General features: G+C 47.5%; 18 protein-coding genes. 5 read left to right on the top strand and 13 right to left on the bottom strand.

What is annotated here, in order from left to right:
• Entirely contained in the window at positions 1-1,926 is a 1,926-nt protein-coding gene (locus EZ315_RS10800; RefSeq protein ID WP_135472089.1) for a peptidylprolyl isomerase, read from the top strand.
• Positions 1,927-1,950: 24 nt separating this feature from the next.
• Here EZ315_RS10800 and EZ315_RS10805 read toward each other — a convergent pair whose 3' ends face one another.
• Positions 1,951-4,485, bottom strand: a complete 2,535-nt coding sequence (locus tag EZ315_RS10805; protein ID WP_135472090.1) for a DUF5686 and carboxypeptidase-like regulatory domain-containing protein — start codon at positions 4,483-4,485, stop codon at positions 1,951-1,953.
• 115 nt (positions 4,486-4,600) lie between these two features.
• Between EZ315_RS10805 and EZ315_RS10810 the strand changes: the two genes are divergently transcribed.
• Entirely contained in the window at positions 4,601-5,062 is a 462-nt protein-coding gene (locus EZ315_RS10810; RefSeq protein ID WP_135472091.1) for a CYTH domain-containing protein, read from the top strand.
• Between the two features lie 132 nt (positions 5,063-5,194).
• Here the strand turns inward: EZ315_RS10810 and EZ315_RS10815 are convergent, their stop codons facing one another.
• The 11 genes from EZ315_RS10815 to menB form a co-directional block, all read right to left on the bottom strand.
• Positions 5,195-6,850, bottom strand: a complete 1,656-nt coding sequence (locus EZ315_RS10815) for an AMP-binding protein (protein ID WP_135472092.1) — start codon at positions 6,848-6,850, stop codon at positions 5,195-5,197.
• Positions 6,851-7,014: 164 nt separating this feature from the next.
• The gene (locus EZ315_RS10820; RefSeq protein WP_135472093.1) at positions 7,015-7,836 is read right to left on the bottom strand and encodes a Rossmann-like and DUF2520 domain-containing protein; all 822 of its coding nucleotides are present in this window, start codon (positions 7,834-7,836) and stop codon (positions 7,015-7,017) included.
• Positions 7,814-8,338, bottom strand: coding sequence for a nitroreductase family protein (locus EZ315_RS10825; protein ID WP_135472094.1), 525 nt, complete (start codon positions 8,336-8,338; stop codon positions 7,814-7,816). The genes EZ315_RS10820 and EZ315_RS10825 overlap by 23 nt, the downstream gene beginning before the upstream one ends.
• 48 nt (positions 8,339-8,386) lie before the next feature.
• Positions 8,387-9,340: an HU domain-containing protein gene (locus tag EZ315_RS10830; protein WP_135472095.1), complete on the bottom strand. Its 954-nt coding sequence runs from the start codon at positions 9,338-9,340 to the stop codon at positions 8,387-8,389.
• Positions 9,341-9,602: 262 nt separating this feature from the next.
• Positions 9,603-11,399 carry a translational GTPase TypA gene (gene typA / locus EZ315_RS10835; protein WP_135472096.1) on the bottom strand — a complete coding sequence of 599 codons (1,797 nt, stop codon included), beginning with the start codon at positions 11,397-11,399 and terminating at the stop codon, positions 9,603-9,605.
• A gap of 94 nt (positions 11,400-11,493) precedes the next feature.
• A complete protein-coding gene (gene porE, locus EZ315_RS10840; RefSeq protein ID WP_135472097.1) occupies positions 11,494-13,464 on the bottom strand; it encodes a PorE family type IX secretion system protein in 1,971 nt (656 codons plus the stop codon).
• A gap of 105 nt (positions 13,465-13,569) precedes the next feature.
• On the bottom strand, positions 13,570-14,490 hold the full coding sequence (locus EZ315_RS10845; RefSeq protein ID WP_135472098.1) for a ribonuclease Z: 921 nt from the start codon (positions 14,488-14,490) through the stop codon (positions 13,570-13,572).
• Positions 14,491-14,603: 113 nt separating this feature from the next.
• Positions 14,604-15,638, bottom strand: a complete 1,035-nt coding sequence (locus EZ315_RS10850; protein ID WP_161903522.1) for a YeiH family protein — start codon at positions 15,636-15,638, stop codon at positions 14,604-14,606.
• Between the two features lie 132 nt (positions 15,639-15,770).
• Entirely contained in the window at positions 15,771-16,745 is a 975-nt protein-coding gene (locus EZ315_RS10855) for an AMP-binding protein (protein ID WP_135472099.1), read from the bottom strand.
• Positions 16,742-17,788 carry an o-succinylbenzoate synthase gene (locus EZ315_RS10860; RefSeq protein ID WP_135472100.1) on the bottom strand — a complete coding sequence of 349 codons (1,047 nt, stop codon included), beginning with the start codon at positions 17,786-17,788 and terminating at the stop codon, positions 16,742-16,744. Before EZ315_RS10860 ends, EZ315_RS10855 begins: the two co-directional genes overlap by 4 nt.
• Positions 17,788-18,612, bottom strand: a complete 825-nt coding sequence (gene menB / locus EZ315_RS10865; RefSeq protein WP_135472814.1) for a 1,4-dihydroxy-2-naphthoyl-CoA synthase — start codon at positions 18,610-18,612, stop codon at positions 17,788-17,790. Before menB ends, EZ315_RS10860 begins: the two co-directional genes overlap by 1 nt.
• Before the next feature lie 120 nt (positions 18,613-18,732).
• Here menB and EZ315_RS10870 point away from each other — a divergent pair, with 120 nt between their 5' ends.
• Together EZ315_RS10870 and EZ315_RS10875 are read left to right on the top strand one after the other, a co-directional pair.
• On the top strand, positions 18,733-19,272 hold the full coding sequence (locus tag EZ315_RS10870; protein WP_135472101.1) for a 30S ribosomal protein S16: 540 nt from the start codon (positions 18,733-18,735) through the stop codon (positions 19,270-19,272).
• Positions 19,273-19,373: 101 nt separating this feature from the next.
• On the top strand, positions 19,374-20,672 hold the full coding sequence (locus EZ315_RS10875; RefSeq protein WP_135472102.1) for a M64 family metallopeptidase: 1,299 nt from the start codon (positions 19,374-19,376) through the stop codon (positions 20,670-20,672).
• A gap of 8 nt (positions 20,673-20,680) precedes the next feature.
• On the opposite strand, the gene cls is transcribed toward EZ315_RS10875, so the two are convergent.
• The gene (gene cls / locus EZ315_RS10880; RefSeq protein ID WP_135472103.1) at positions 20,681-22,153 is read right to left on the bottom strand and encodes a cardiolipin synthase; all 1,473 of its coding nucleotides are present in this window, start codon (positions 22,151-22,153) and stop codon (positions 20,681-20,683) included.
• Positions 22,154-22,231: 78 nt separating this feature from the next.
• On the opposite strand from cls, the gene EZ315_RS10885 reads away from it, so the two are divergent.
• A complete protein-coding gene (locus EZ315_RS10885) occupies positions 22,232-24,169 on the top strand; it encodes an NAD(+) synthase (RefSeq protein WP_135472104.1) in 1,938 nt (645 codons plus the stop codon).
• The last annotated feature ends 14 nt before the right edge of the window (positions 24,170-24,183 follow it).

Here is a 24,183-nt window from a genome sequence, read left to right on the forward strand (position 1 = left end):
ATGAAAAAGTATCTCATACCGATAGCAACAGTGTTTGCAGCGATATTAACAGTCTCAGCCTCTCCTCGTAATTCTGATCCGGTTGTTATGACTGTCAACGGCAAGGAGATAAAGCTTAGCGAATTCGAATATCTGTATAAAAAGAACAATCTACAGCAGGCAGCCCCGCTTTCGATAGATGATTATGTGGATATGTTTGTTGTATATAAACTTAAGGTCGCTGATGCTGAGGTCGCAGGAATTGACACTACCAAGGCTTTCCGTGACGAGTTCAATGGGTATTGTGCTGAGTTGTCAGCTCCTTATCTGAGAGATTCGCTTGTGGAGCAGCGTCTTGTGGCGGAGGCGTATGACCGTATGCACCGTGAGCGTTGTGTCAGCCATATATTGCTTCCGTATGGTAAGACTCTTGCCGAGAGGGAGGCTAATCGGGCACGTCTTGATTCAATACGTTCGGTTATTATGGACGGTGCTGATTTCGGAGAGATGGCTATCAAGTATTCATATGATCGATCGGCAGCAAGGAATTTTGGGAATATGGGATATATTCGGTCCGGTATGCTCCCTTATCCGTTTGAAAAAGTTGCTTATGACACACCTGTGGGGGAGATATCTCCTGTGTTTGAGGATGCGCCGTATGGATTTCATATTATAAAAGTTACGGATGAACGACAAGTGGAAGGAGATGTGTCGGCTCGTCATATACTTAAACTGACTAAAGGACTTTCCCCTGATGATGCGGCGGCAAAAAAAGCTCAGATCGATTCCATAGCGACATTGCTTAAGAACGGAGCGGATTTTGAAGACCTTGCTCGCCGGGAGAGTGAGGATCCCGGTTCGGCGATACGTGGAGGGAATCTCGGATTCTTTGGCAGAGGGATGATGGTGCCGGAATTTGAGCAGGCTGCATTCTCGCTTAAGCCTGGAGAGATGTCCGAACCGTTCAGTACAGCCTATGGCTATCATATAGTACAGACCCTTGAGCGCAAGCCTTTGCCTACATTGAATGAATCTCGCAGTCATATTCTTGAGATGATGAGCAGAGATGAGAGATCCGTATTGCCACAGAAAGAATTCCTTTCAAAAGTGAGAGCTGAGCATGGCATTGATGTTTCGAGTGAAGCTATGAATGCCGTCCGTTCGATTGTTGAGGGAAGCCATGACCGTTCTGCTGCCCTTAAGGCTCTTAGGGTTTCGTCTTTGGTTCTTGCAGAGTTCCCATCCAGGAAGCTCAAGGTGTCGGATGTTGTGGAGAGGATGCCTGAACTGCCAGAAGTGGACCTTGGGATCTTGTTCAGCTATTATGTGGATGAGTGTATTGATAATGAAACCATAGAGTTGGCTAAGGCGCGCCTTGCTGAAACCAATACCGATTATCGCAACCTTGTTAACGAGTACCGTGACGGTATATTGCTGTTTGAGATAAGCAACAGGAATGTATGGGAGCGGTCAAGTGTCGATGTTGAAGCACAGAACAGTTTTTTCCGTCAGAATCGTACAGCCTATTCATGGGATGTCCCTCACTTCAAGGGCTACGTGATTTCAGCTATGAGCGATTCTGTCGCATCTGAGATACAAGGATTCCTTGCAAAGAATCCGATAAATAAGGATATGCTTTCTGTATCGCTTGAAGATCGGTTTGGTGCGGATGTTAAGGTCGAGCATATCCTTGCTGCCAAGGGTGAAAATAAGATAATAGACAATATAGCCTTTGGTGGAGCCGAAGTGTCACCGGAAGGGAAGTGGGTGGCATGGTTTCCATACGCCTACAAGATAATCGATGTACCGGAGGAGGCATCTGATGTTAAGTCGGTTCTTGTTTCTGACCTTCAGCAGCAGCTTGAAGCTGACTGGGTGAAATCACTTCGTTCGAAGTATAAAGTGAAGATCAACAGGAAAGCTATAAGGAAGTTTGTATCAAAATGAGATCCGTATGGCAGGTTACATTTCTTAGAATGTGAAATGGAACATGAACCGTAGACCGCCGCGGCATGCCTGAGGATTGTTGCGATAGGTGAGTCGCCATGTGTAATCGATACGAAGAACCTTGAATACATTGTCGATACCTATACCGGCTTCCATGTAGGGGGTAGAGCTCATAAGCTGGGTGTGGGCATCGGTAGGGAAAACGAACAGTGACGGATTTTCCCAAGGGCGGTTGCGATGGCTCAGATGTCCGTAAAGTCCGCGGAAAACTATGGCTTCGCGTAGTTTGAGTTTCTTTAATAAGGGTATGTAGTTGAGTATCGCTCCGTTAGCCCAGTAAGTGAGGTCCCATTGCGCATAACTGTCATTGATGAACTCCATTGGGTTGAGGCATGAGAATGATTCTGCCTGAAGGAAGTATGACAGGTTGGCATTTGGTATAAGCAGATTCGGATAGGGTGATCTTGTCCATACATGACCGCCCTTAAGAAATACGTCCATATACCCGAATGCCGAGAACCAGAATCTTTTACTGAATGATGCCTCGGTTGAGAATAATGCGAACGGATTTCCGAACACTCCTTTCGGTGCCCATGTGTGGCTGAGCGTGAACACCGGAGCGTCAAAATTGATAGGCACACGGCCGGATCTCATCTGATAAAACTTTTCGCCTGGGGCATACCGCAGTTCTATGGTTGCTGAATTCATCGTATAGTGATGGAATGAATTCCCCATTCCGTTGACGAATTGCATATATCTTGTCGGTTCCTGCCTTTCGCTCTCCAGCTTGGCTTTGATTGTGAAATTGTTCTCCATCTCAAGCGTGTATTCCAGTTTGCTCACTCGGTGATAGGTCATCTGTATATCCTCCATACGCTTGGCGGACATGAACATATTGTCCTGATTATTGAGTGTGAAATTCTGTCCGAGCATATCCATGTCATATAGCTGGGTGAAGCGTAGAGAGTGAACAGGGAATTCTCTTGAATGCTGACGCTTGTCGCGGAATGAATACTCCACTTCGCCGCTGTATTTCCATTTATGATCACGGAAGCCTCTTGCCACATATCCTCTGGCAAACCATCTTGGTGACAATGCGGCAGTGGTCATTCCTCCGGCTCTTAGGCGGAATCCTTCGATTGTATTGGTCGAGAAAGTCGAAGTGAGTGGCCCGATGTCAAATTTTGATGGGTTTCCTGTGGTGATATATCCTGAAGTGAAAGTCTTTAGTGCCTTTTCTCCCCAATAATATAAAGGAACGGATCGCATTCTCTTTATCATATTTTCCATAGAGTTCTCTCCATGTGCAATCCGTGTAGTCCGATTCTCTTTCCAGAAAATCGAGTCACGGTCATATACCCCTTGTGCATACACCTGGGATTGTCCGCGATCAAATATTGATTGATCGGTGAGACGGTCAAAATTATGTCCGGTATATACGGTGTTGCGTCGTGCGTACATTTCCGGCATACCTGGTATTATGGATGCCTCTATTATCATATCATCCTTTGTCTTTAGGCGTGTACCGTCGGGTAGCTGCTCATAATCCTGTGAAATGAGCATGTTATTGATGAAATTAAGGTTTATGTTGTGGGGCACATGCATCACTATTCGCTTTATGAACATGGTGGAGTCTCCTACCGGGACATAGAAACGCCCTGTGAATCCGAATGAGGCAGAATTTCTTGGCACAAAGGTAAGCTCCACGCATTCCACCGAGTCAACAGGCACGGTATCGGTGAGATAGAATTTATAGAAATCCGGTGCGATACGTGACAGGGGGCTGACGAAGCGGTTCTGAAGGATGTTGATGTCATTATTGTAGACATCGACTTCGCGCATCACATCCTCATAGAATGTCTTCATGCTCTCTTGGTCAAGAAAATTGTCCATTCCTGACTGGCGTAGGCCTTTCACATATTCCTTTTCGCTCTGAGGAGTGTTGCGATAGTTGACCTCAGAGGCTTTTTCCCGTAAGGCTACATTGAGGATGGGTTCTCCGGTCAGAGCTGAAGTGTCAATGTATTCTTTTATGAAAGAGAATTTTTTGTCAAATCCTCTTTTTGCCGAGTCATTGAACTGGTAGTTGTTGATCGCAAGAGTTATGCGTTCGTATTTGTCGTAATTGTAGTCAGGTTTCCGTCGGGGATCTCCAATGTCCTGTGTGGCACGGATACGCTCCATGAATGCCACTGCTGGATTGTTTTTCTTAGTGTAATGCTCCTTCTTTGGTTTGGCTATCACAGTGTTGAGCAGTACACCTGTGGAATGCAGATCGAAGTCTATGATTATTTTGTTCCCTTTCTTGGCTGGCAGCTGTTTGGTGTCATATCCCATAGATGCAGCCTGTATGGAATCCCATCTTAGAGCTGTGGTTATCGTGTATTTGCCATTGTCGTCAGTGAGTGTGCCACGGTCGGTTCCTTTTAGAAGGACTGTAGCGAATGGTATCGGTTCATGTGTGAGAGAATCCCTCACCACTCCGGTGACTGTCACATTATCGGCATGTACCTTTATAGGGTTTGCAATAAGAATGAATATGATGGTGCGCAAGCGCATTTGTAATCGAAAAATTTTGATAAAAATCCTATTTTAGAAACTCTATTTTATTTAATTTTGCAAAATTACGGAAAATCCTGAGAACATCTCTCCTCATATGTTATTAAATGATGTTATGGGAAAGGAAATAGAACGAAAATTTCTTGTAAAGGACAATAGTTTCATCCAAATGACCACCGAGTTGCTTCATATATGTCAGACTTATATATCAGACAAGCCTGAGGCGACAGTCCGAATCCGTGTGTGTGACGATCATGCCTGGATCACGGTGAAAGGTAAGAATGATGGGGCGGTGCGTGATGAATGGGAGTATGCGATACCGGTTAATGATGCAATGGAGATGGCTGAAAGACTGGCGGGTGGATGGAATATTGATAAGACGCGTTATGTGGTGATATATGAAGGAGCTCGCTGGGAGGTGGATGTGTTTCACGGAAGGCATGACGGTCTTGTCCTTGCTGAGATTGAGCTTTCGTCTGCCTCTGATAGCTTTGTCCTTCCTCCGTTCATCGGTGATGAGGTGACAGGAGATCCGCGATACTATAACTCGGTGCTTGCGGCTCATAAGCAGTTGTAACGCATAAAAGATGGTGAGTCATAATGCACAATTATAAAGATTTACCCCTGCTACAGCTACCTGTGGCAAGGGTAATTTCTTCAAAAAGGGAGTTTTGACACACCCTCTTTTGTGAATTATTCAGAATTGTGTTTATTTGTAGAGGTAACGCTTGATAGAGCGTTTCGGGGTCTTTTCGAATTCCTCCTGCTGTATGCGGTACGATTGCACTTGTGAGTATCCGGGGAGGCTTTCATTTAGTGTGCGAATGTTCTCGTCCATTATCTTTTCGATATCCGAATCGGTGAAGCCTTGTGACTGGGCTGCTTCGAGGTCGGGGAATATGAGTGCTACCAGGCGTCCGGCTCCGGAGTCGACGATGAGTGATTCGGAGACGTAAGGGAGGTTATTGAGCTTGTCCTCAATCTCTTCAGGATAGATGTTCTGTCCTGACGGTCCGAGAATCATGTTTTTGTCGCGGCCGCGCACATAGAGGAATCCTTCCTCGTCAAGGTTGCATATGTCACCAGTGCAAAGCCATCCGTCATCATCGATAGCCTCGGCTGTCGCTTCCGGGTTCTTATAATATCCGAGCATTACATTTGTGCCTTTCACGTAAAGTATGCCGGGGACTGATGCCGGATTGGGGGACGAAACTTTGGCTTCGATGCGATCGACGATGCGTCCGCAGGATGCCATGCGGTTGTTGGTGCAAGGGGCATAAGCGATTAGCGGTCCGCATTCAGTCATGCCGTAGCCCACAGTGTACGGAAAGTTGCATCGGCGTAGGAAACGTTCCACATCTTTGTTGAGGGCGGCTCCTCCGATGATGATTTCCTGTAGGTTGCCTCCAAATGTCTCTTTGAGCCGATCGAGGATGCGTGCGAGCAGACGGTCGTCGACAAACGGAACCATCAGCATCAGTTTCATCAATGGTTTCTCAAGAAGCGGGAATACTCGTGTGCGTATAATCTTCTCTATAATCAGGGGCACGGCTACTATATAGCGCGGGCGCACCTGTGCGAATGCCTCCACCAATATGCGTGGTGATGGTGTGCGGGTGAGCACATGTATATGGTTGCCTGATACGAATGGACGGAGCATATCAATGGTGAGGCCATACATGTGTGCCAATGGGAGCATGCACACTACGCCGTCTCCCGGGTCGGATGGCAGATAGTCCATGCAGTAGCGCACGTTGGACCAAAGTGAACGGTAGGGGAGCATGACTCCTTTGGAAAAGCCTGTCGATCCGGATGTATATGATATCAGGCACAGTTCATCATTGTCCTCTTTGTAGTAGTTGACATCCTCAGGTGTGAAACGGTCAGGGTATGCTTGACCGAAAAGTTCATTAAGATGAGCACGTGTATGGGTCAGTTTTTCATCATTGGAGTGGATCAGTGAGAAGTCACGTGTACACAATGCTCCGGAAATCCTGGTCATGCCATCGGGATTGAGGGCTTCCCATACAGCTTCGTCAATTATTGCAAGTTTAGCATCGGAATGGTTTATAAGATGCTGGATATTGTCGGGCTTGAAGTCGGCAAGTATAGGTACAATAACAGCTCCGTAAGTAACTGTAGCCAAAAATGCCACACACCATTGGGATGAGTTTTTTCCGCAGAGAGCTACTTTGTCGCCAGGTACAATACCTATCTCTTTATACAGTATATGTAACTTTGCAATCTTGCGAGCCACGTCTTTATAGGTCATTGTCGTGGCACCAAGATCGGTGAATGCCGGTAGATTCCAATTGCGACGTATAGAGTCTCTGAAATATTCGTTGAGGCTTTCGCGTGCTTCCATTTATTGGGGAATGATTTTAAAAGTGATTAATTTACACTCTGCGAGCGATTTTTGTATGCAAAATTAGGCAAAAATCCTTACAATTCAACACTGCTATAAAAAAATACACTGTTTTGCTTATGCAGCGGGAAATAGAATAGGGCAGAATGGAAGAATATTATGTGCTAATCAGGATTGTGCCGTGAATAGATTGACTTGGATATAATAGAATAGATATCAGCGAGTTCACGTGTCAGCATTGACTGGTGCTTTTCCATCACAGCCTTATCTCCTCTGACTGCCGGACCGGTCTGTCCGTCAGCCGGGCAGCCGTCAATTGCTTTGCGAACGGTCTCACGCAATAGGGGATGCAGCACTTCAAGTGTCAGACCGTCACGCCTCAGGAGGTCATCAGCAATGGTAAACATGTGATTGGAAAAATTGCAGGCGAACACTGCTGCAACATGCATACGTCTGCGCAGATCTCCGTCGGCATAATACACCTTTTCCGACATTTTCTCTGCCATATGTCGTATTTCATCCGTTATACCAGGATTGCATCCCTCGATGAATATCGGCACTTCTGTCATATCTACAGGCACCTGCTTTGAGAATGTCTGTAATGGATAGAAAACACCGGTCCTGTCGGATTTCCCTGTCAATGCCTCAATAGGCAGGGAGCCTGAGGTATGAAGCCAGAGGGCATTGTTGCGTGGGATTTCTTTTATGACATTATCCACAGCATGGTCGACAAGGCTTACCACATACACGTCGGCATCGTGGACTATCTCGGATGGATCGTTCACAAATTCAGCTGCATGTAATTTATGCGCTAATTCTTTAGCGGAATCTATGGACCTGGAAAATACCTGCACCACATTCCCGACATCCGATTTCTCAAATGCCTGAGCGAGATGGGTAGCAACGTTCCCGGCCCCTATAAATACAATGGAAAGTGGGTGTCCGGTGGTCTGTGGGATCATATCACCATTTGCCGATATGGACATTCTCCCACTTTAGTTTTTCTGTGTCCTGTGGCTTGCGTATTTCATTCGGGTGTCCGAATGAAATAATGCATAGCACCGAGCATTCTTCTGGTATGCCGAGTATCTCCTGTACGTACTGGTCGGAAGGGGTTCCATCGGCTGCAAATCTGCCATATACCTGTACCCAACAAGATCCGAGTCCGAGAGCTGCCGCCTGGAGTTGCATATATGAAGCTGCTACTGAAGCATCTTCAACCCAGGCTTCTGATTTTGTAGAATCAACAGTCACAGCAATTGCCAATGGGCAACCTGCCACTGACATGGCTCCTGCCGGCTTGCATGCTGCAAGCTGTTCGAGTGTTGACTTGTCCTCGATTGCAACTAATTGCCATGCTCTGGCACTCTTGGAGGTAGGGGATAGCAAGGCTGCCTCCAGGATGAGTCTGACATCCTCTTGGGCTATTGGTTCGTCGGTGTATTTACGTATTGAACGCCTATTGATTATCAGTTCGTGAAAATCCATAGCAGTTTTGTTTGAGGCGGTAAGAGATGTATGTGTGGTAATAAGGATTTATCTGCGGCATATCCATACAGTAGGATATTTGTCACGCAGTGTATTTGCATGGACAGAAGCTTCATCCATAGAGGATGCTGAAGCAGCATATACTCTAAATTTGTCTCCCATCTCTATGATGGAGAGGGTGGAGTCGTCTCCGATATGCTTAATAGCCAGTTTTTTCGATGGGAAAGACCCTACCACGAGTATGTAACGTCCGGGTAGATCTGAGGGTTGTGCGGTTACATGCGCTGTGCTGCATATATCCTCTTTCGGAACAGAGATGTTAAGTTCGATTTCTCTTGATATCTGTATGGTTTCCTCATTATTTATTGGAGCGATATTTGATGCCTCAATATTGCTGTTGCGTAGACCGGAGTCAAGAGATGCGAAATTGGTGTGGCGATTTCCAAGCAGATTGCCTGTTGTAAGGAAAAGTCCGCATACAACAATCAGTATGATCATTGATGCTGCCACCTTAAGAGGTGTGGGAATGGATATGATTTTCGATTCGTGAATATCTTCAGATGTTCTTTCCAAAGATGCATCTTCAATAATAGGGGTTATGGCTATTGGTGAGAAGCCTCCATATCGGAATGATACAGCCGACGATGCGGATGGTTCGAACACGAGCGATCCTTCGGATATCGACATTTCGCCCAGATTGCCTAATGGGAGCGTTTTGACTTCTTCGAGTTGGTTGCGGAATGATGATATTGCAGTATCTATCTCTGCACGAGCTGAGTCGAGGGATATTCCGCAACGCCGCGCCACGCTTTCGGCAAGTAAACCATCGTTGATGGTGAGTGCCTGATTGAATCCGAGAGAACGTGTCGGTGGCATAAACTGACCTGACTCCGAATCATAGCGGGCTGGGGTCTCATGCGCTAAGAATGCACCGAGTCCGGGAGCCACAACACAGTCATGGTTCATGAGCAGATATTCTATGTGAGCGGTCAAGTCAATCATGTTGCAAAGTTAAGCATTTTTTCCTGTTCAGGCAAACTAAAAATCCGACCCCATCACCATTTTGATTTATAACAAGCTGATAGATAATATGAAAATAAATTTATGCAAAGTGCAGCTTTAATGCATGCATTTGTCATTTAGCTCCACTCTGTTAAAGCATTGCTTTAGCGGTGCTAAATATGAAAATCATGTAATGTCAAAAAAACCAGTAGGATCCAATCCGGATCCTACTGGTTTTTATTTGTATCGTGATGATGTGGGGTTACTTGTTTGCGCGTTTGCGTTCGATCTCATCAAGAATGATTTTGCGCAGGCGCAGATGGTGAGGTGTCACTTCCACATATTCATCTTCTTTGATATATTCCAGGGCTTCTTCAAGAGAGAATACTACCGGAGGAACAATGCGCGCTTTGTCGTCAGCTCCGCTGGCGCGCATATTAGTGAGTTTCTTGGATTTGGTGACATTGACTACAATGTCATTGTCCTTGGCGTTTTCACCTACAACCTGTCCGGCATAGACTTCTTCTTGCGGGAATATGAAGAAACGTCCGCGGTCCTGAAGCTTGTCTATGGCATAGGCGTAGGCTGTGCCGGCTTCCATCGCAATCAGAGAACCGTTGGTGCGGCGTTCGATGTCTCCTTTCCATGGCTGGTATTCATGGAATCGGTGAGCCATAATTGCCTCTCCTGCTGACGCTGTGAGCACATTGTTGCGTAGTCCGATGATGCCACGAGAGGGGATGAGGAATTCCAGATGGACTCGGTCGTTCTGTGTGCTCATGGTGATCATCTCGCCCTTGCGGCGTGTTACCATGTCGATGATCTTGGACGAGAATTCTTCCGGGACGTTCACTGTAAGCATCTCGATTGGCTCGCATTTTTTGCCGTCAATCTCTTTTATGATTACCTGAGGTTGTCCTACCTGTAGCTCGAATCCCTCGCGACGCATGGTCTCTATAAGCACTGAAAGGTGGAGCACACCGCGTCCGAACACAATCCATACATCCTCGTTGTCGCTTTTTGTGACTCGGAGAGCAAGATTTCGGTCAAGCTCTTTGGTGAGACGGTCAGCAATGTGGCGTGAGGTAACAAACTTGCCGTCCTTGCCGAAGAAAGGAGAGTCGTTTATGGTGAATGTCATCGACATGGTGGGCTCATCGATGGCTATGCGAGGAAGTGGCTCGGGATTGTTTATGTCAGCCACTGTGTCTCCGATCTCAAATCCATCAATGCCAACAAGCGCGCATATGTCCCCGCTCTTTACGCTATCGACCTTCTTGCGGCCCATGCCTTCGAATGTGTGCAGCTCCTTGATGCGTTGCTTCACCACAGAGCCGTCTTTTTTGCAAAGTGCGATATCCATTCCTTCACGGATTTCGCCTCTGTGCACACGACCAATGGCGATACGTCCTACATAATTGCTGTAGTCAAGCGAGGTGATTAGCATCTGTGCATCGCCTTCGTGTATCTGTGGTTCGGGTATGTACTCTATGATGGCATCGAGCACGGCTGTGATGTCCTCGGTGGGGTTGTTGAAGTCGGTGCTCATCCATCCCTGCTTGGCAGAGCCGTATATGGTGGGGAAATCGAGCTGTTCCTCTGTGGCATCAAGGTTGCACATCAGGTCAAACACCATCTCCTGTACTTCATCAGGGCGGCAGTTGGGTTTGTCCACCTTATTGATCACTACTACAGGCTTGAGTCCCATCTGGATTGCTTTCTGAAGTACAAAGCGGGTCTGTGGCATCGGCCCTTCGAAAGCGTCTACGAGTAGCAGGCAGCCGTCTGCCATGTTGAGAACTCGTTCCACTTCACCTCCGAAGTCAGCGTGTCCCGGAGTGTCGATGATATTGATCTTGTAGTCCTTGTAGGTGATAGATACATTCTTGGAAAGAATTGTTATACCACGCTCGCGCTCAAGGTCGTTGTTGTCGAGTATAAGTTCGCCTGTGGACTGGTTGTCGCGAAACAGTTTGCCGGCGAGCAGCATTTTGTCTACGAGTGTGGTCTTGCCATGGTCAACGTGTGCTATAATGGCAATGTTTCGGATTTTCTGCATCTTTCTTCAAAATTTTCAGGATGCAAAGTTACGACTTTTCTGTAAATTGTGAAAGTATTTTTTTTACGTTGACATAGGGTATTGAAAATAATGGTCAGTACATCTGGTAATCGGTTGTGAGGACCTGGAATTCCGTGCGGCGGTTTATCTGGTCGGCTATTTCCCTGTCAGTTTCAGGCAGAGTGAGTACATATGTCTCGTCAAGCAGTTGTCCTTCCAGGAATTGGGGATATTCACGAGCTATTCGTTTGCTGACGGTTTTGGGTGTGCTTTTGCCGTATCCTTGGGCTCGCATCCTGTCAGGGGCAATGCCAGCCTCGGTCAGATAGTCCACAACGCTTTTTGCTCTGCGTTGAGAGAGTGATATGTTGTATTCTTCAGGCCCATGCCTGTCAGTGTGCGATGCCATCTCAATGGTTATATTGGGGTTGTCACGGAGTTTTGCTGCCAGTTCATCAAGGGCTTTCCGGGATTCCGGACGAAGAGACGCTTTGTCAAAGTCATAGAATATGTTTTCAAGTATATTCGGTTTTGTCACCGAGGCAAGTATGAAGTCTATACCGTATTCGGCGTCTTCCTCTGCGGTGTCAGATGTGAACTGCTGTTTGGCATTGAGGTGTCCTTTTGCTCCGGCAAGCATCACATAGTTTACGCCTCTTTGTAGCTGGAACGAAAAAGAGCCGTCGGGTTTTGCATAGGCTTTCTGGTTGGAGCCGTCATTTCCGACTATGCGTATGATTGCGTTCGGCACAGGCTCTTCATCATTGTCAAGCACCCATCCGGAAATGAGTATCCTGAGGTCAGGCAGTTCGAATGAGTACAGGTGGTCATATCCGCGAGAGTCGCCACGATTAGAACTGAAATATCCGGCTTCGCGTCCTGGGGAGGCATAGGTTATGCCGAAATCGTCACTTTCTGAATTAATGGGGCTTCCCATATTCTCAACGAGCCAGCCTCCTGATGGGGTCAGTGTCGCGCGGAATATGTCCAGTCCTCCGAGCCCTGGATGTCCGTCGGACGCAAACATCATTATGGAGTCTGTGAGCATGTAGGGGAACATCTCATCGCCCGGGGTATTGATGGCTTCCCCGAGGTTTTCAAGGCTTCCGGACCGTTCCTTGAGGTTTATTCTCCAGAGGTCTTTGCCTCCATATCCCGGCATATCTGACGTGAAATAGAGCCATTCCCCTGATGGGCTGACGGCAGGGTGTCCGTAGGAGGACAATGTGTCGGCGGTGATATCAAATTTCACCGGTGCGCTCCATTGTGCGTCTTGGCGTGAGGATGTGTATATTGCAGTGCCGGTATCGGCTGAGGGGTTGCGCTCTGCTCGTGTCAGATACATTGTGGAGCCGTCGGGGGAGAAAGAGCATATGCCCTCATCCCATTCCGAATTCAGGTCCCCCTCTACCGGTTCAGGACGTTGCCATGCCCCATGTTCGTTTTTTCGTGCCATCCATATGTCGCTGCGCTTCATGCCGGTGATTTCGCTTCGGGCCGTGCCCTGTACCTTTTCATTGGTTGTTGAGAGGTAGAGCGTCTCACCGTTGAACATCGGGGCGAAATCGGATCTGCGCGAATTGAAGGTCGTGGCATTGCGCACCACATACCTTGTCCTGTTCTTTTTCAGTTCTGCGGCTTTTCTCGCTCCTGACAATTGACGGGAGGCATTGTTGTCACCGGGAAAAAGCCTGAGATATTCCTCATATGAATCGATTGCTTTGGCATATGCTCCCTGCCCATGTTGTGCCTGTGCCAGACGCAGAATTATTGAGCTGTCGGGATATCCGTAACGTAGAGCATTCTGATAGGCGGTGGCAGCACGTGCATCCTGTCCTAATAGGCGGTGGCATTCAGCCATCTTGTAGGCGACATCTGCGCGCTGTTCACGTTGTTTGCGAGGGCTGAGCTTATTGTATATCTTTCTATAGGTCTTTGCCGCGTCAAAATATTCTCCCCTTGACAATTGTTCGTCGGCAACACTTATTTTTGCACCGGAACATGCAGCCAGCAATAACGCTGCTGACAGGGCTGTATATATTATCAGAGGTGTGAGGCGTGTCATCTAATGCTTCTGCGGATAATGTTTATAGTTTATTAACGCAGGCACGCCTTTAAAATTGTGAAAAATAATGATTAAAACTGTTGTTGGGTTCAGAGCATATGTGTCTTATTCGAGATCTATTCTCAGACCTTCATTGGCAAGGATTGTCGATGGAAATATTGCGGCAGCCTCATCGAGAAGAGGTTTCTCGCCTTGTATGTAGCGTTTGGAAAAGTGACCTATAATAAGGCGTGACGCTCCGGCATCGCGTGCTACAGTTGCTGCCTCTGAGGCAGTGGAATGTCCTCTCTCTTTGGCTGTGGATGTGAGTGAGGAGTGGTAGGTAGCTTCGTGGTACACTGTGTTGACTCCGGCAATATCCTTGACGACACGAGGGTTGTACATGGTGTCGCTGCAATAGGCATAGCTCACGCTCGGGTCAGGAGGGGTTGTGAGGCGGTCGTTGGGAATCACAATGCCGTCGGGTTTCACATAGTCGGCTCCTTCCTTAATGCCTTGCAGGAGTGATATGGGTATGGAGAGAAATTTTACCATATCACCTCTGAGATGCCTCAGTTTGGGCTTTTCGCGGAATATAAATCCTGAGCATGGAAGTCGGTGATACAGTGGGAATGTTTCTACAGTCAGTCCTGAATCCTCATATATCACTCGGCGTTCTCCCGGCTCAATGATGTCATAGACAATATTGAAGGAGCATTGGCGGTTGAAGAAATCCATCCATGATTTGAGAAGTTCGGCTCCTTCGCGGAATATGTGTATGGTGACAGTCCCTTGAATATCGTGTAGCGACATTGTGGAAAGCAATCCTGGAAGCCCGAACACATGATCGCCGTGAAGATGGGATATGAAGATGTGGCTTAGTCTTGAAAATTTCAGACCCATGCGTCGGAATCCCGATTGTGCTCCCTCTCCGCAGTCAATCATGAATAATTTATCACGAAAATCCACCACCTGGCACGACTGTTGATGTCGTGCCGATGGTGTAGCTGATCCGCAGCCAAGTATGTTGACCTGAAATTTTGCCATAATGTTACAAAATTAAGCATTTATCGCGAAACATGTAACTAAAATTGCAGGAAAAACATGCTATGGATTCGAGATCAGATATGTCAGACGCTTAAAAATAGCTGAAATGTGGCTTATAAAAATAGTGGAGCGATATATTTCGATAACGCCCAACCTCCGGCAAGGAGCCATATATATAGCAGGAATGCGAGTATAAAGGGTTTTGCACCTGCTTTTTTGAATTTGTCAATGCTTGTCTCGGCTCCGAGGGCTACCATTGCCATTGTGAGGAGGAATGTGTCGATGTAGTTTATGGTATCGACAGCTGCCTGGGGCAATAGGTTCAGGGAGTTGAATCCGATGACGGCAAGGAATCCAAGCGCAAACCAAGGGACGGCGACTTTGCCTTTGGAGGCAGATGCGTTGCCTGCCTTTGGTGCTTGTAGTGCTATCCAGTATCCGAGACTGAAAAGCACAGGGACGAGCAGCATCACGCGTATCATCTTCACAATGATTGCCACATTGGAGATCTCTGTACCCATGGCATTGCCTGCGCCTACGGTGTGTGCCACTTCATGAAGAGTGGCCCCGGCATATATCCCCATTTCATCCGGTGTCAGTCCCAGAAACCCTGAACGGTAGGCTATAGGATAGATGAACATTGATATTGTGCCGAATATCACAACTGTTGCTACTGCTACAGCAGTCTTGTAAGGTTTTGTCTGTATTGTCGATTCGGCTCCGAGCACTGCTGCCGCACCGCATATCCCGCTTCCGATGGATGTGAGAAGGGCTATGTCGCGGTCCATTTTCAACAGTTTGCCGAGATATACGCCTCCGATAATAGTCACGAACACTATTATGACATCAATCAGTATCCCTGCGACTCCTACATCGATTATATCCTGGAATGTGAGTCGGAAACCATAGAGTATGATTCCAAGGCGCAATATCTTCTTGGCGCAGAATTGTATTCCAGGCACCCATGTTTCAGGCAGGTGGTTTCTGAGGCTGTTGGCATAAAGCATACCGAGTATGATGCCTATGATCATCGGACTGAATGATATCTCCTTAAATATTTGTGCTTCTCCGATGTAGAAAGCGGCGCATGAGAATAGAGCAATCAGCAGTATGCCATGAAGCATGCTACTCCTTTTTTCTGTAAACATAATTTGCAATCAAAGATTTTTAATTAAGTGAACTTTCGACAAATACAGTTAAAGTCGGTTGTCAATATTAAAAACACAAATGGATTTTTTATGTTCACGTCGCCCGCGGTTTAGTTATCAGGAATTATGGTGTCAGGGGAATCGCTGACGTATTATTTTCCCTGACGTTGTGTGCTGTATTTTAGTGACATGTATTATGTCATGTGGTGTGTGATGTTGCGGCAGCAGCGGCCTCAGCCGCTGTAGCAGTTCGCTTGTTAACGCGCAGTTGTCGGTCACTATTACGGCTTCTTCTCCCCATTGTTGGCTTTTACGTGATGTGACGTAGGCTGTTACTCCGGTAGGTAAGATTGATTGTAGGATTCTTTCGATTTTTTCAGGATGTATTTTTATCCCTCCTGAATTGATCACATTGTCGTATCTTCCGAGCCATTCAAACTCACCAGTGGAAATGAGCTTTACCATATCGTTGGTGGTCAGTCTCCCACAGGATAGGGTAGAGGAGTCAATCACAAGACATCCACGGCTGTCAATGGAAAATATGAATCCCGGGAGGCTGCGGTATGTGTTGTAGCCGATGAGCCGTAAGGCAACATGGCTGCAAGTCTCAGTCATGCCATAAGTGGCGAATGCTCTTATGCCTGAGCGAGACATGGTGTGCTCCTGAAGTGGTGATAATGGCGCACCACCGATTATTATATTTCGGGTCTTATTGGCGATAGGTGACTTAAGCAGCCCTTCAATCTGGGAAGGGACAATCGGGATCAGATCGCAGTTATCGATCTCAAGTGACTGGAATGGATGTGAGGACGGGCGTTCGGTGATCAGTTTGCATCCTGCTTCAATGGCTCGCACTATCTGCATTTTGCCTGCGATATAATCGGGGGAGAGCGGAAGCATGATGGTGGAGCCTGAATTGATGCCGAAGAATTTGATGGTGGCTCTGGCTGATGCCCGCATGTCATCTTTTAGGAGGAGAATATCTTTGGGTGTCCCGGTTGTTCCAGATGTGTGGGCTTTTACGTATCTGGAGCTGTTGTTCCACTCATTAATGAATTCTGCCGCCTCGTTGGTTAGAATGCTTTCGTGGTGAAGTGTATGGCTCATAGATGCATGATGTGTTGCATGTCCCAGTTGTTGTCGGGGTCGTACCACAGTTTTTCTCCGTTCAGTGTCAGGGGAGAGGGTATGTTGTTGTCATACAGCTGTCCGGTGCCTAATCCCTGAGGCATTTCGGGTTTGTGGCTGGCAATCCATTGTGCGATGGCGTTCAGTCCTATGTTGGATTCGAGTGCCGATGTAGCCCACCATCCTATGCCTCGTTCTTTTGCGAGATCTATCCACTCGTCCGATGCCGTGAATCCTCCTGTAAGGGTAGGCTTCAGGATTATATAGTGAGGCCGGATTGTCTCAAGCATCTTTATGCGTGAGTCGTTGTCGTTCAGCCCTATAAGCTCTTCATCAAGAGCGATTGGAATGGGGCTTTGTGAGCAGATGTGTGACATTTTGTCATATTGTCCCTGACGGATCGGTTGCTCTATTGAATGGATGCGGAATCGGGATAGGCTGTCGAGTCGGCTGAGCGCGTCTTCTGCTCTGAAAGCCCCGTTGGCATCAAGCCTTATCTCTATGTCGGGAGCTTGATTGCGGATATAGGAGAGCAATTCAAGTTCCTGATTGAAGTCTATGCCTCCTATTTTCACCTTTATGCAAGAGAAGCCTTCTTTGAGTTTTTGGTCAATGCGTGAGCGCATTGTCGCTTTATCACCCATCCATATCAAGCCGTTGATCGTCATTGGGATTTTCCCGGAAGTCCATTCCGAGGGGAACAGACAGCGGTTGCCGCCGTTCATGAGATCCCTGATGGCTGACTCGATGCCGAATCGTATTGACGGATACTCTGATAGCGATTCAGTGTTGTTGGCATATCTGTTGATGCCTTTGCATATATCCGTAAGGATGTTTTCGTATTCCGGGGTGTCGTCAGAGCTTAATCCTCTGAACAGCCCTGCCTCACCTATGCCTATTACCTCAGGACACGACTCATTCCACGCCTTTATGTAATAGGTGTCCTTATAGGAAAGCCGCTCACGAGAGGTAATGGCTGTGAAGCGGAAGCTGAGACGGTATTTAAGCCATTCGGCTCTCATTATCCTGGAAATTTTGGAAATTGGTCAAAGTCGGGGGTGCGTTTCTCAAGGAATGCGTTTTTCCCTTCCTGAGCCTCTGCCATGAGATAGTACATAAGTGTAGCGTCTCCAGCGAATTCCATCATGCCGCGTTGTCCGTCGAGTTCAGCATTCAGGGCTCTCTTGATCATGCGTATAGCCATCGGAGAACGGCTCAGTATGGTTTCGCACCATTCCACAGTCTCATCTTCCAGACGGTCAAAAGGCACCACTTTGTTGACCATACCCATGTCTTCCGCCTCCTTTGCCGTGTACTGACGGCATAGGAACCATATCTCTCTGGCTTTCTTTTGTCCCACGCAGCGTGCGAGGTAACTTGATCCGAAGCCGGCATCGAAACTCCCGACCTTGGGTCCGGTCTGGCCGAATCTCGCATTTTCGGAGGCAATGGTGAGGTCGCACACCACATGTAGCACATGACCGCCGCCGATAGCATAGCCGTTGACCATCGCGATCACCGGTTTGGGTATTGAGCGGATAGCTTTGTGGAGGTCGAGCACATTCAGCCGAGGTACCCCATTGTCATCAATGTAGCCTCCTATGCCCTTTACTTTCTGGTCGCCACCCGAGCAGAATGCTTTGTCGCCGGCACCTGTGAGAATGATCACGCCTATGTCACTTGCCTCACGGCAATAAGCCATGGCGTCAAGCATCTCAAAATTTGTGTGAGGACGGAACGCATTATACACCTGCGGCCTGTTTATCGTTATTTTTGCAATCTTGCCGTATCTTTCAAAGAGTATGTCATCGTACTCCTTTATCTTTGTCCATTCTCTTTTCATAATGAATTGGGGGATATGTCTATTTTTGTCTGCAAAATTAGTGAAAAATCTTTTACTTTTGCTTGTATCCTTGATGGAAAAATTGTACCTTTGCACCCGAATTCTAATACAAATCACTAATTAATGGCAACAAAAATCAGACTGCAACGCCATGGTCGCAAGAACTATGCGTTCTATCCTATTGTTATCGCCGATAGCAGGGCACCACGAGATGGTAGATTTATTGAAAGGATAGGTTCTTATAATCCGAACACTAATCCTGCTACAGTAACTTTGAACTTCGAGCGTGCTTTGTATTGGGTAAACGTCGGCGCACAGCCTACTGACACAGTTCGCACTATTCTCTCTAACGAGGGTGTGATGCTCATGAAGCATCTTCAGGGCGGTGTTAAGAAAGGTGCATTCGACGAAGCTGAGGCTCAGCGTCGTTTCGATGCCTGGAAAGCCCAGAAGAATGAGTCAGTCAACAAGTTCCGCGCTTCTATGGCTGACAAGAAAGAGCAGGATGCCAAGGCTCGCCTTGAGGCTGAGCAGGCCAAGAACAAAGCTAAGGCTGAAGAGGTAGCCAAGAAGAAGGCTGAACTCGCTGCTGCCGCTGCTGAGGCCGAGGCTGCTACCGAGGAAGCTCCCGCTGCTGAAGCTGAGGCTCCCGCAGCAGAGTAAAAACTGCTCGTAACATTACGATGTTAAAAACAACTTGAGGATGAATTTCGCTTTTGTGAGGTTCATCCTCAATGTATATATTGACTCTTACCCTCACAGCCATGAAAAAAACAATAATCATTGTGGCTATAATAAATTGTATAGCCATCAGTTCTTTTGCCCAGGAGTTTGGGAAGCATTTTGCTGACTCCACTTTACGACTGGATTATATATTCGGTGGAAAAGTCTCTTGCGACGGTAAGCCGGAGTGTCAGGTGTTATTGGATGGATTGGTCCGCACTCCTGGTTGGTCGGGTCGCAGGAACAATCTTGTGTCCATGCCTCTTGCCGGCAACGGACGTGTGACTGTCAGGGACAAGGAGTCGGGCGACACTATTTATGTCACAACTTTTTCAACACTGTTTCAGGAATGGCTCGCTATGCCTGAGAGCAGAGAGGTGGCACGCTCGTTTGAGAATAGTTTTCTTGTCCCTATGCCAAGGAGGCTTGCGACAATTGATGTGGAGCTTTATGACAGTAATCGGAAAAAAGTAGTGGAGATGTCCCACAATGTCAATCCTTCCGATATTCTTATTGTAGACAGGAGCAATGTCAATCCTAATCCTAACCGTTATATTCACAGAAGCACCCATCCTGAAAGAGCTATAGACGTTGCGATTCTTTCGGAGGGTTACTCTGCTACCGAGATGGATTCATTTTATAAGGCTGCTGAGATTGCTGTGGATGCGATTCTGTCTCATGAGCCTTTCCGGTCACGTGCCGATGAGTTCAACTTTGTGGCAGTAGGCGTGCCGTCGTCTGACAGCGGAGTAAGTGTGCCCAGACTTGGGGAGTGGAAATCGACTGCCGCAGGTTCGAATTTCAGCACATTCTATTCTGACCGCTATCTTACTACCCGTAATGTGAAACGTGTGCATGATTGCCTGATAAACGTGCCTTACGAACATATCATTATTCTTGCCAACACCACTGAGTACGGTGGCGGCGGGATATACAATTTCTATACGCTGACAACAGCTGGACATGCAAGTTTCCGCCCGGTTGTTGTACACGAGTTCGGACACAGTTTCGGAGGGCTTGCCGATGAGTATTTCTATTCCTATGATGATCCGGCAGCGGGGTTGTACCATAAAGGGGTAGAGCCTTGGGAACAGAATATCACCACTCTTACTGATTTCGATTCAAAATGGAAGGATATGCTTCCTCCAGGCGTCAGGATACCGACATCTCCGGCGGAGTCATCCAGCTATCCTGTAGGTGTATATGAGGGTGGGGGATACCAGTCGCGCGGAGTTTTCCGTCCGGCTAACGATTGCCGTATGCGCACCAACACATCCCCGGCATTCTGCCCGGTCTGCATCCGTGCCATCGACCGCCTTATAGACTTTTATGTCAAATGACTATCTGATTAGAGTATCGGGCTGAGCAGACGGCAGAGAGACTCTCTTCCTTTTCGCATTGAAGGTCTGCGGTTCCATTCGTTCAGCTTTATCTGGGAGCAGTCCTCCATGTCTTTCTTGTAAAGATCGGCGATTGCATTGTTCACATCACGGGAATACATTACGATATTCTCTTCAAAGTTGTGCTCGAAACTCCGGTAGTCGAAATTGGTGGAGCCGAGTGTCACAAAATCGTCATCAACAAGCAGGAGCTTGCCGTGAAGCATACCGGCTTCATAGAAATATATCTTTATTCCCGCAAGAAGGCTCTCTTCCACGTAACTTCCTGATGCATGGGTCAGGACTGCTGAATCGGATTTTCTTGGGAGCATCAGCCTGACATCTACTCCGGAAAGCGCAGCACATTGCAGGGCTGTGAGGAGTCCTTCGCTCGGAAGGAAATAAGGAGTCTGGATAAAGATTCGTTTCTTTGCGCCGGATATTGCCTTGATGAAGAGCATATGGGTGTTCCCCCATCGGTTGGTGGGCCCTGAGGCTACGATCTGCACCATCACATCCTTGATGGTGTCTCTATGGTCAGTGTCGCAATCGCATTCAGCCACTTCATCGGTAAGCAGTTCATGCCCCATGAATTTCCAGTCTATGGCAAAGTTGTGTTGCAATGCTACAACTCCGGGACCGGTGATTCGTGCGGCCATGTCGCGCCATCGTCCGAACATGCCACCGTCGACATATCTCTGCGCCACGTTTATTCCGCCTATGTACCCGATTCTGCCGTCTATTATGACAGCTTTGCGATGGTTGCGCCAATTGAGCCTGCCAAGTTTCTCCGGGAATTGTATGCGGAAGAATGAGTGGACTTCAATGCCATTTGACCTTAAACGGTTGAAGAGTTGAGCTGTCTGAGATCCGAATGATCCTACATAATCGTATATGATGCGGATTCTGATCCCGGCGCGTGCACGTTCAATGAGTATGTCGGCGAGTTTCTGTCCGAGATTGTCGTTGGAAATGATATAGAATTGTAGGTTGATGTATTTTTTTGCTGAAGAGATGTCGGAAAACATTGTATTGAACATCTCTCCTCCGTCATTGAATATCCTTACACTGTTGGACGGATAGACCATCGCTTCGGCTACGGAGTATCCGAGCATCGCGCGCTGACGGTTGTCAGGTGAGAGTTCCTTGCTTAGTTTCGGTAGCGGACGGTGTGAGTCGGAGTTGAGCAGCTTGCGGCGGTTGCGTCGTGAAATCATTTTTACGTTACGCATGCTGCGTCCGAATACAAAATACAGGATGGTCCCTCCAATGGGAAACAACAGTAGAGCCATTACCCACCCCAAGGCCTTGAGAGGATTGCGGTTTTCGCTCAGCACTGCTACAATCAATGTGGTGATCATGAGAGCATAGGCCGCCACCAATGTCCACAGCAATATGCTGCCATAAGCGAAAAGCAGAGGAAAATGACAGTATTGGGTCATAAAAATTGGATTACAATCGCAAATATCGCAAAAAAATCTCTAACTTTGGAGAAATTTTGAAATAATTTAGCTGTTAAGATGAGAAACGGTTTTCTTCGAGTTGCCGCATGTGCTCCTCATGTAAAAGTGGCTGACGTGGACTACAATATAAGCCGTATAATCGAGAAACTCGATGGCTTGGTCAAGCAGAAGACAGAGCTTGCAGTATTTCCCGAGATGTCACTCACAGGCTATACCTGTGCCGACTTGTTTCATAATTTCATGCTTATTGATGCCGCGGCGGCGGCATTGGCGCGTCTTGTCGACTACTCCAGAGAAGTAAGGGTGATTGACTTTGTGGTAGGATTGCCTGTTAGAGTGGATGGTGCCATGTACAATTGTGCGGCATTGGTTCAGCAAGGAGAGGTCTCGCTCGTGGCTAAAAGCTATATCCCGAATTATAATGAATTTTATGAACGTCGATGGTGGCGTCCGTTACCGTTTCCAACTGAAAGGGAAGTTATGGTAGGCGATGTGAAGTGCCGGCTGACTAATTGCAATATCTTCAGGAGCCATGGCGCACAGATAGGTATCGAGATCTGCGAGGATTTGTGGGTGCCTATACCACCATCGTGTAGGTTGGCTATGGCTGGGGCTCAGGTGATACTCAATCTCTCGGCATCCGATGATCTTATAGGCAAATATGATTATCTTAAGAAACTGATATCTCAGCAGTCAGCCCGATGCTTGTGTGCATATGCATATGCCGGAGCGGGGTGGGGTGAGTCCTCTACCGATCTGGTGTTTGACGGGAAAGCTGTTATAGCAGAGAACGGCTCGATAATTGCCAGCAACCGACGTTGGGAACCGGATCACAACACTGTGGTTGCCGACATTGATATACAGGCTATTGACCGCGACCGAATGCACACTTCCACATTTGCAGACTGTGCTGTCAATGAGGCTGTGGGTATAAGTGTAGCGGATAGCCATATATCGCATCATGCATCAGGATATGATTGGAGCGATGATGATAAATTGTTGAGACATATCGATCCGCATCCGTTTGTCCCTTCTGATCCTGCTGTTATGGATGAGCGTTGCGATGAGATATTGAACATACAGGTCGCAGGTCTGGCAAAGCGTCTTGATGCCATAGGTTGCCGTACTCTTGTTGTGGGTATTTCCGGAGGGCTTGATTCCACACTTGCTTTGCTTGTTGCCGTAAGGACCTTTGACCGCCTCGGTCTTGACCGCAGAGGGATTGTCGGTATCACAATGCCTGGATTCGGCACTACTGACCGCACGCACAATAATGCTACAGCATTGATGGAAGGTCTTGGTGTGACATCTATGGAAATTCCTATTGCAGCATCGGTCAATCAGCATTTCTCGGATATCGGACATGATCCGGCAGTGCATGATGTCACATATGAGAATTGTCAGGCTCGCGAACGCACTCAGATACTAATGGATATGTCAAATCGTCTCGGCGGAATTGTCCTCGGGACCGGAGACCTTTCCGAACTGGCTCTCGGATGGGCTACATACAATGGTGACCATATGTCGATGTATGGTGTTAATGCCGGAGTGCCGAAGACTCTTGTCAGACATCTTGTGAACTATTATGCGCATCAGCAATCGACTTCTGACAGTGTGCGCGGTTTGCTTCTTGATATAATTGACACACCTATCAGTCCTGAGTTGATCCCTGCTGCGGCTGACGGGGAGATTTTGCAGAGGACCGAGGACCTTGTCGGTCCATATGAACTGCATGACTTCTTTCTGTATTACATGCTCCGTTATGGCTTTACTCCAGAACGTATATATTTCCTTGCTCGTCATGCGTTTAAGGAGTATGATTATGACGATGCGACAATCCGAAAATGGCTTGATACGTTTATGAAGCGTTTTTTCCAACAGCAGTTCAAGCGTTCATGCCTTCCTGACGGACCTAAGGTCGGCTCGGTGTGCCTTTCACCTCGTGGGGACTGGCGTATGCCATCGGATGCGTCGTCGGCTATTTGGAGAAAATAGATACGTTTATATAC

Source organism: Duncaniella freteri (assembly GCF_004766125.1).
GTDB classification, from domain to species: Bacteria; Bacteroidota; Bacteroidia; order Bacteroidales; family Muribaculaceae; genus Duncaniella; species Duncaniella freteri.

Bases quoted from the DNA above. Each gene is read 5' to 3' on its own strand.
- EZ315_RS10800 (WP_135472089.1), top strand. From the start codon at position 1: ATGAAAAAGTATCTCATACCGATAGCAACAGTGTTTGCAGCGATATTA.
- EZ315_RS10805 (WP_135472090.1), bottom strand. From the start codon at position 4,485: ATGCGCTTGCGCACCATCATATTCATTCTTATTGCAAACCCTATAAAG.
- EZ315_RS10810 (WP_135472091.1), top strand. From the start codon at position 4,601: ATGGGAAAGGAAATAGAACGAAAATTTCTTGTAAAGGACAATAGTTTC.
- EZ315_RS10815 (WP_135472092.1), bottom strand. From the start codon at position 6,850: ATGGAAGCACGCGAAAGCCTCAACGAATATTTCAGAGACTCTATACGT.
- EZ315_RS10820 (WP_135472093.1), bottom strand. From the start codon at position 7,836: ATGTCCATATCGGCAAATGGTGATATGATCCCACAGACCACCGGACAC.
- EZ315_RS10825 (WP_135472094.1), bottom strand. From the start codon at position 8,338: ATGGATTTTCACGAACTGATAATCAATAGGCGTTCAATACGTAAATAC.
- EZ315_RS10830 (WP_135472095.1), bottom strand. From the start codon at position 9,340: ATGATTGACTTGACCGCTCACATAGAATATCTGCTCATGAACCATGAC.
- typA (WP_135472096.1), bottom strand. From the start codon at position 11,399: ATGCAGAAAATCCGAAACATTGCCATTATAGCACACGTTGACCATGGC.
- porE (WP_135472097.1), bottom strand. From the start codon at position 13,464: ATGACACGCCTCACACCTCTGATAATATATACAGCCCTGTCAGCAGCG.
- EZ315_RS10845 (WP_135472098.1), bottom strand. From the start codon at position 14,490: ATGGCAAAATTTCAGGTCAACATACTTGGCTGCGGATCAGCTACACCA.
- EZ315_RS10850 (WP_161903522.1), bottom strand. From the start codon at position 15,638: ATGTTTACAGAAAAAAGGAGTAGCATGCTTCATGGCATACTGCTGATT.
- EZ315_RS10855 (WP_135472099.1), bottom strand. From the start codon at position 16,745: ATGAGCCATACACTTCACCACGAAAGCATTCTAACCAACGAGGCGGCA.
- EZ315_RS10860 (WP_135472100.1), bottom strand. From the start codon at position 17,788: ATGAGAGCCGAATGGCTTAAATACCGTCTCAGCTTCCGCTTCACAGCC.
- EZ315_RS10870 (WP_135472101.1), top strand. From the start codon at position 18,733: ATGGCAACAAAAATCAGACTGCAACGCCATGGTCGCAAGAACTATGCG.
- EZ315_RS10875 (WP_135472102.1), top strand. From the start codon at position 19,374: ATGAAAAAAACAATAATCATTGTGGCTATAATAAATTGTATAGCCATC.
- cls (WP_135472103.1), bottom strand. From the start codon at position 22,153: ATGACCCAATACTGTCATTTTCCTCTGCTTTTCGCTTATGGCAGCATA.
- EZ315_RS10885 (WP_135472104.1), top strand. From the start codon at position 22,232: ATGAGAAACGGTTTTCTTCGAGTTGCCGCATGTGCTCCTCATGTAAAA.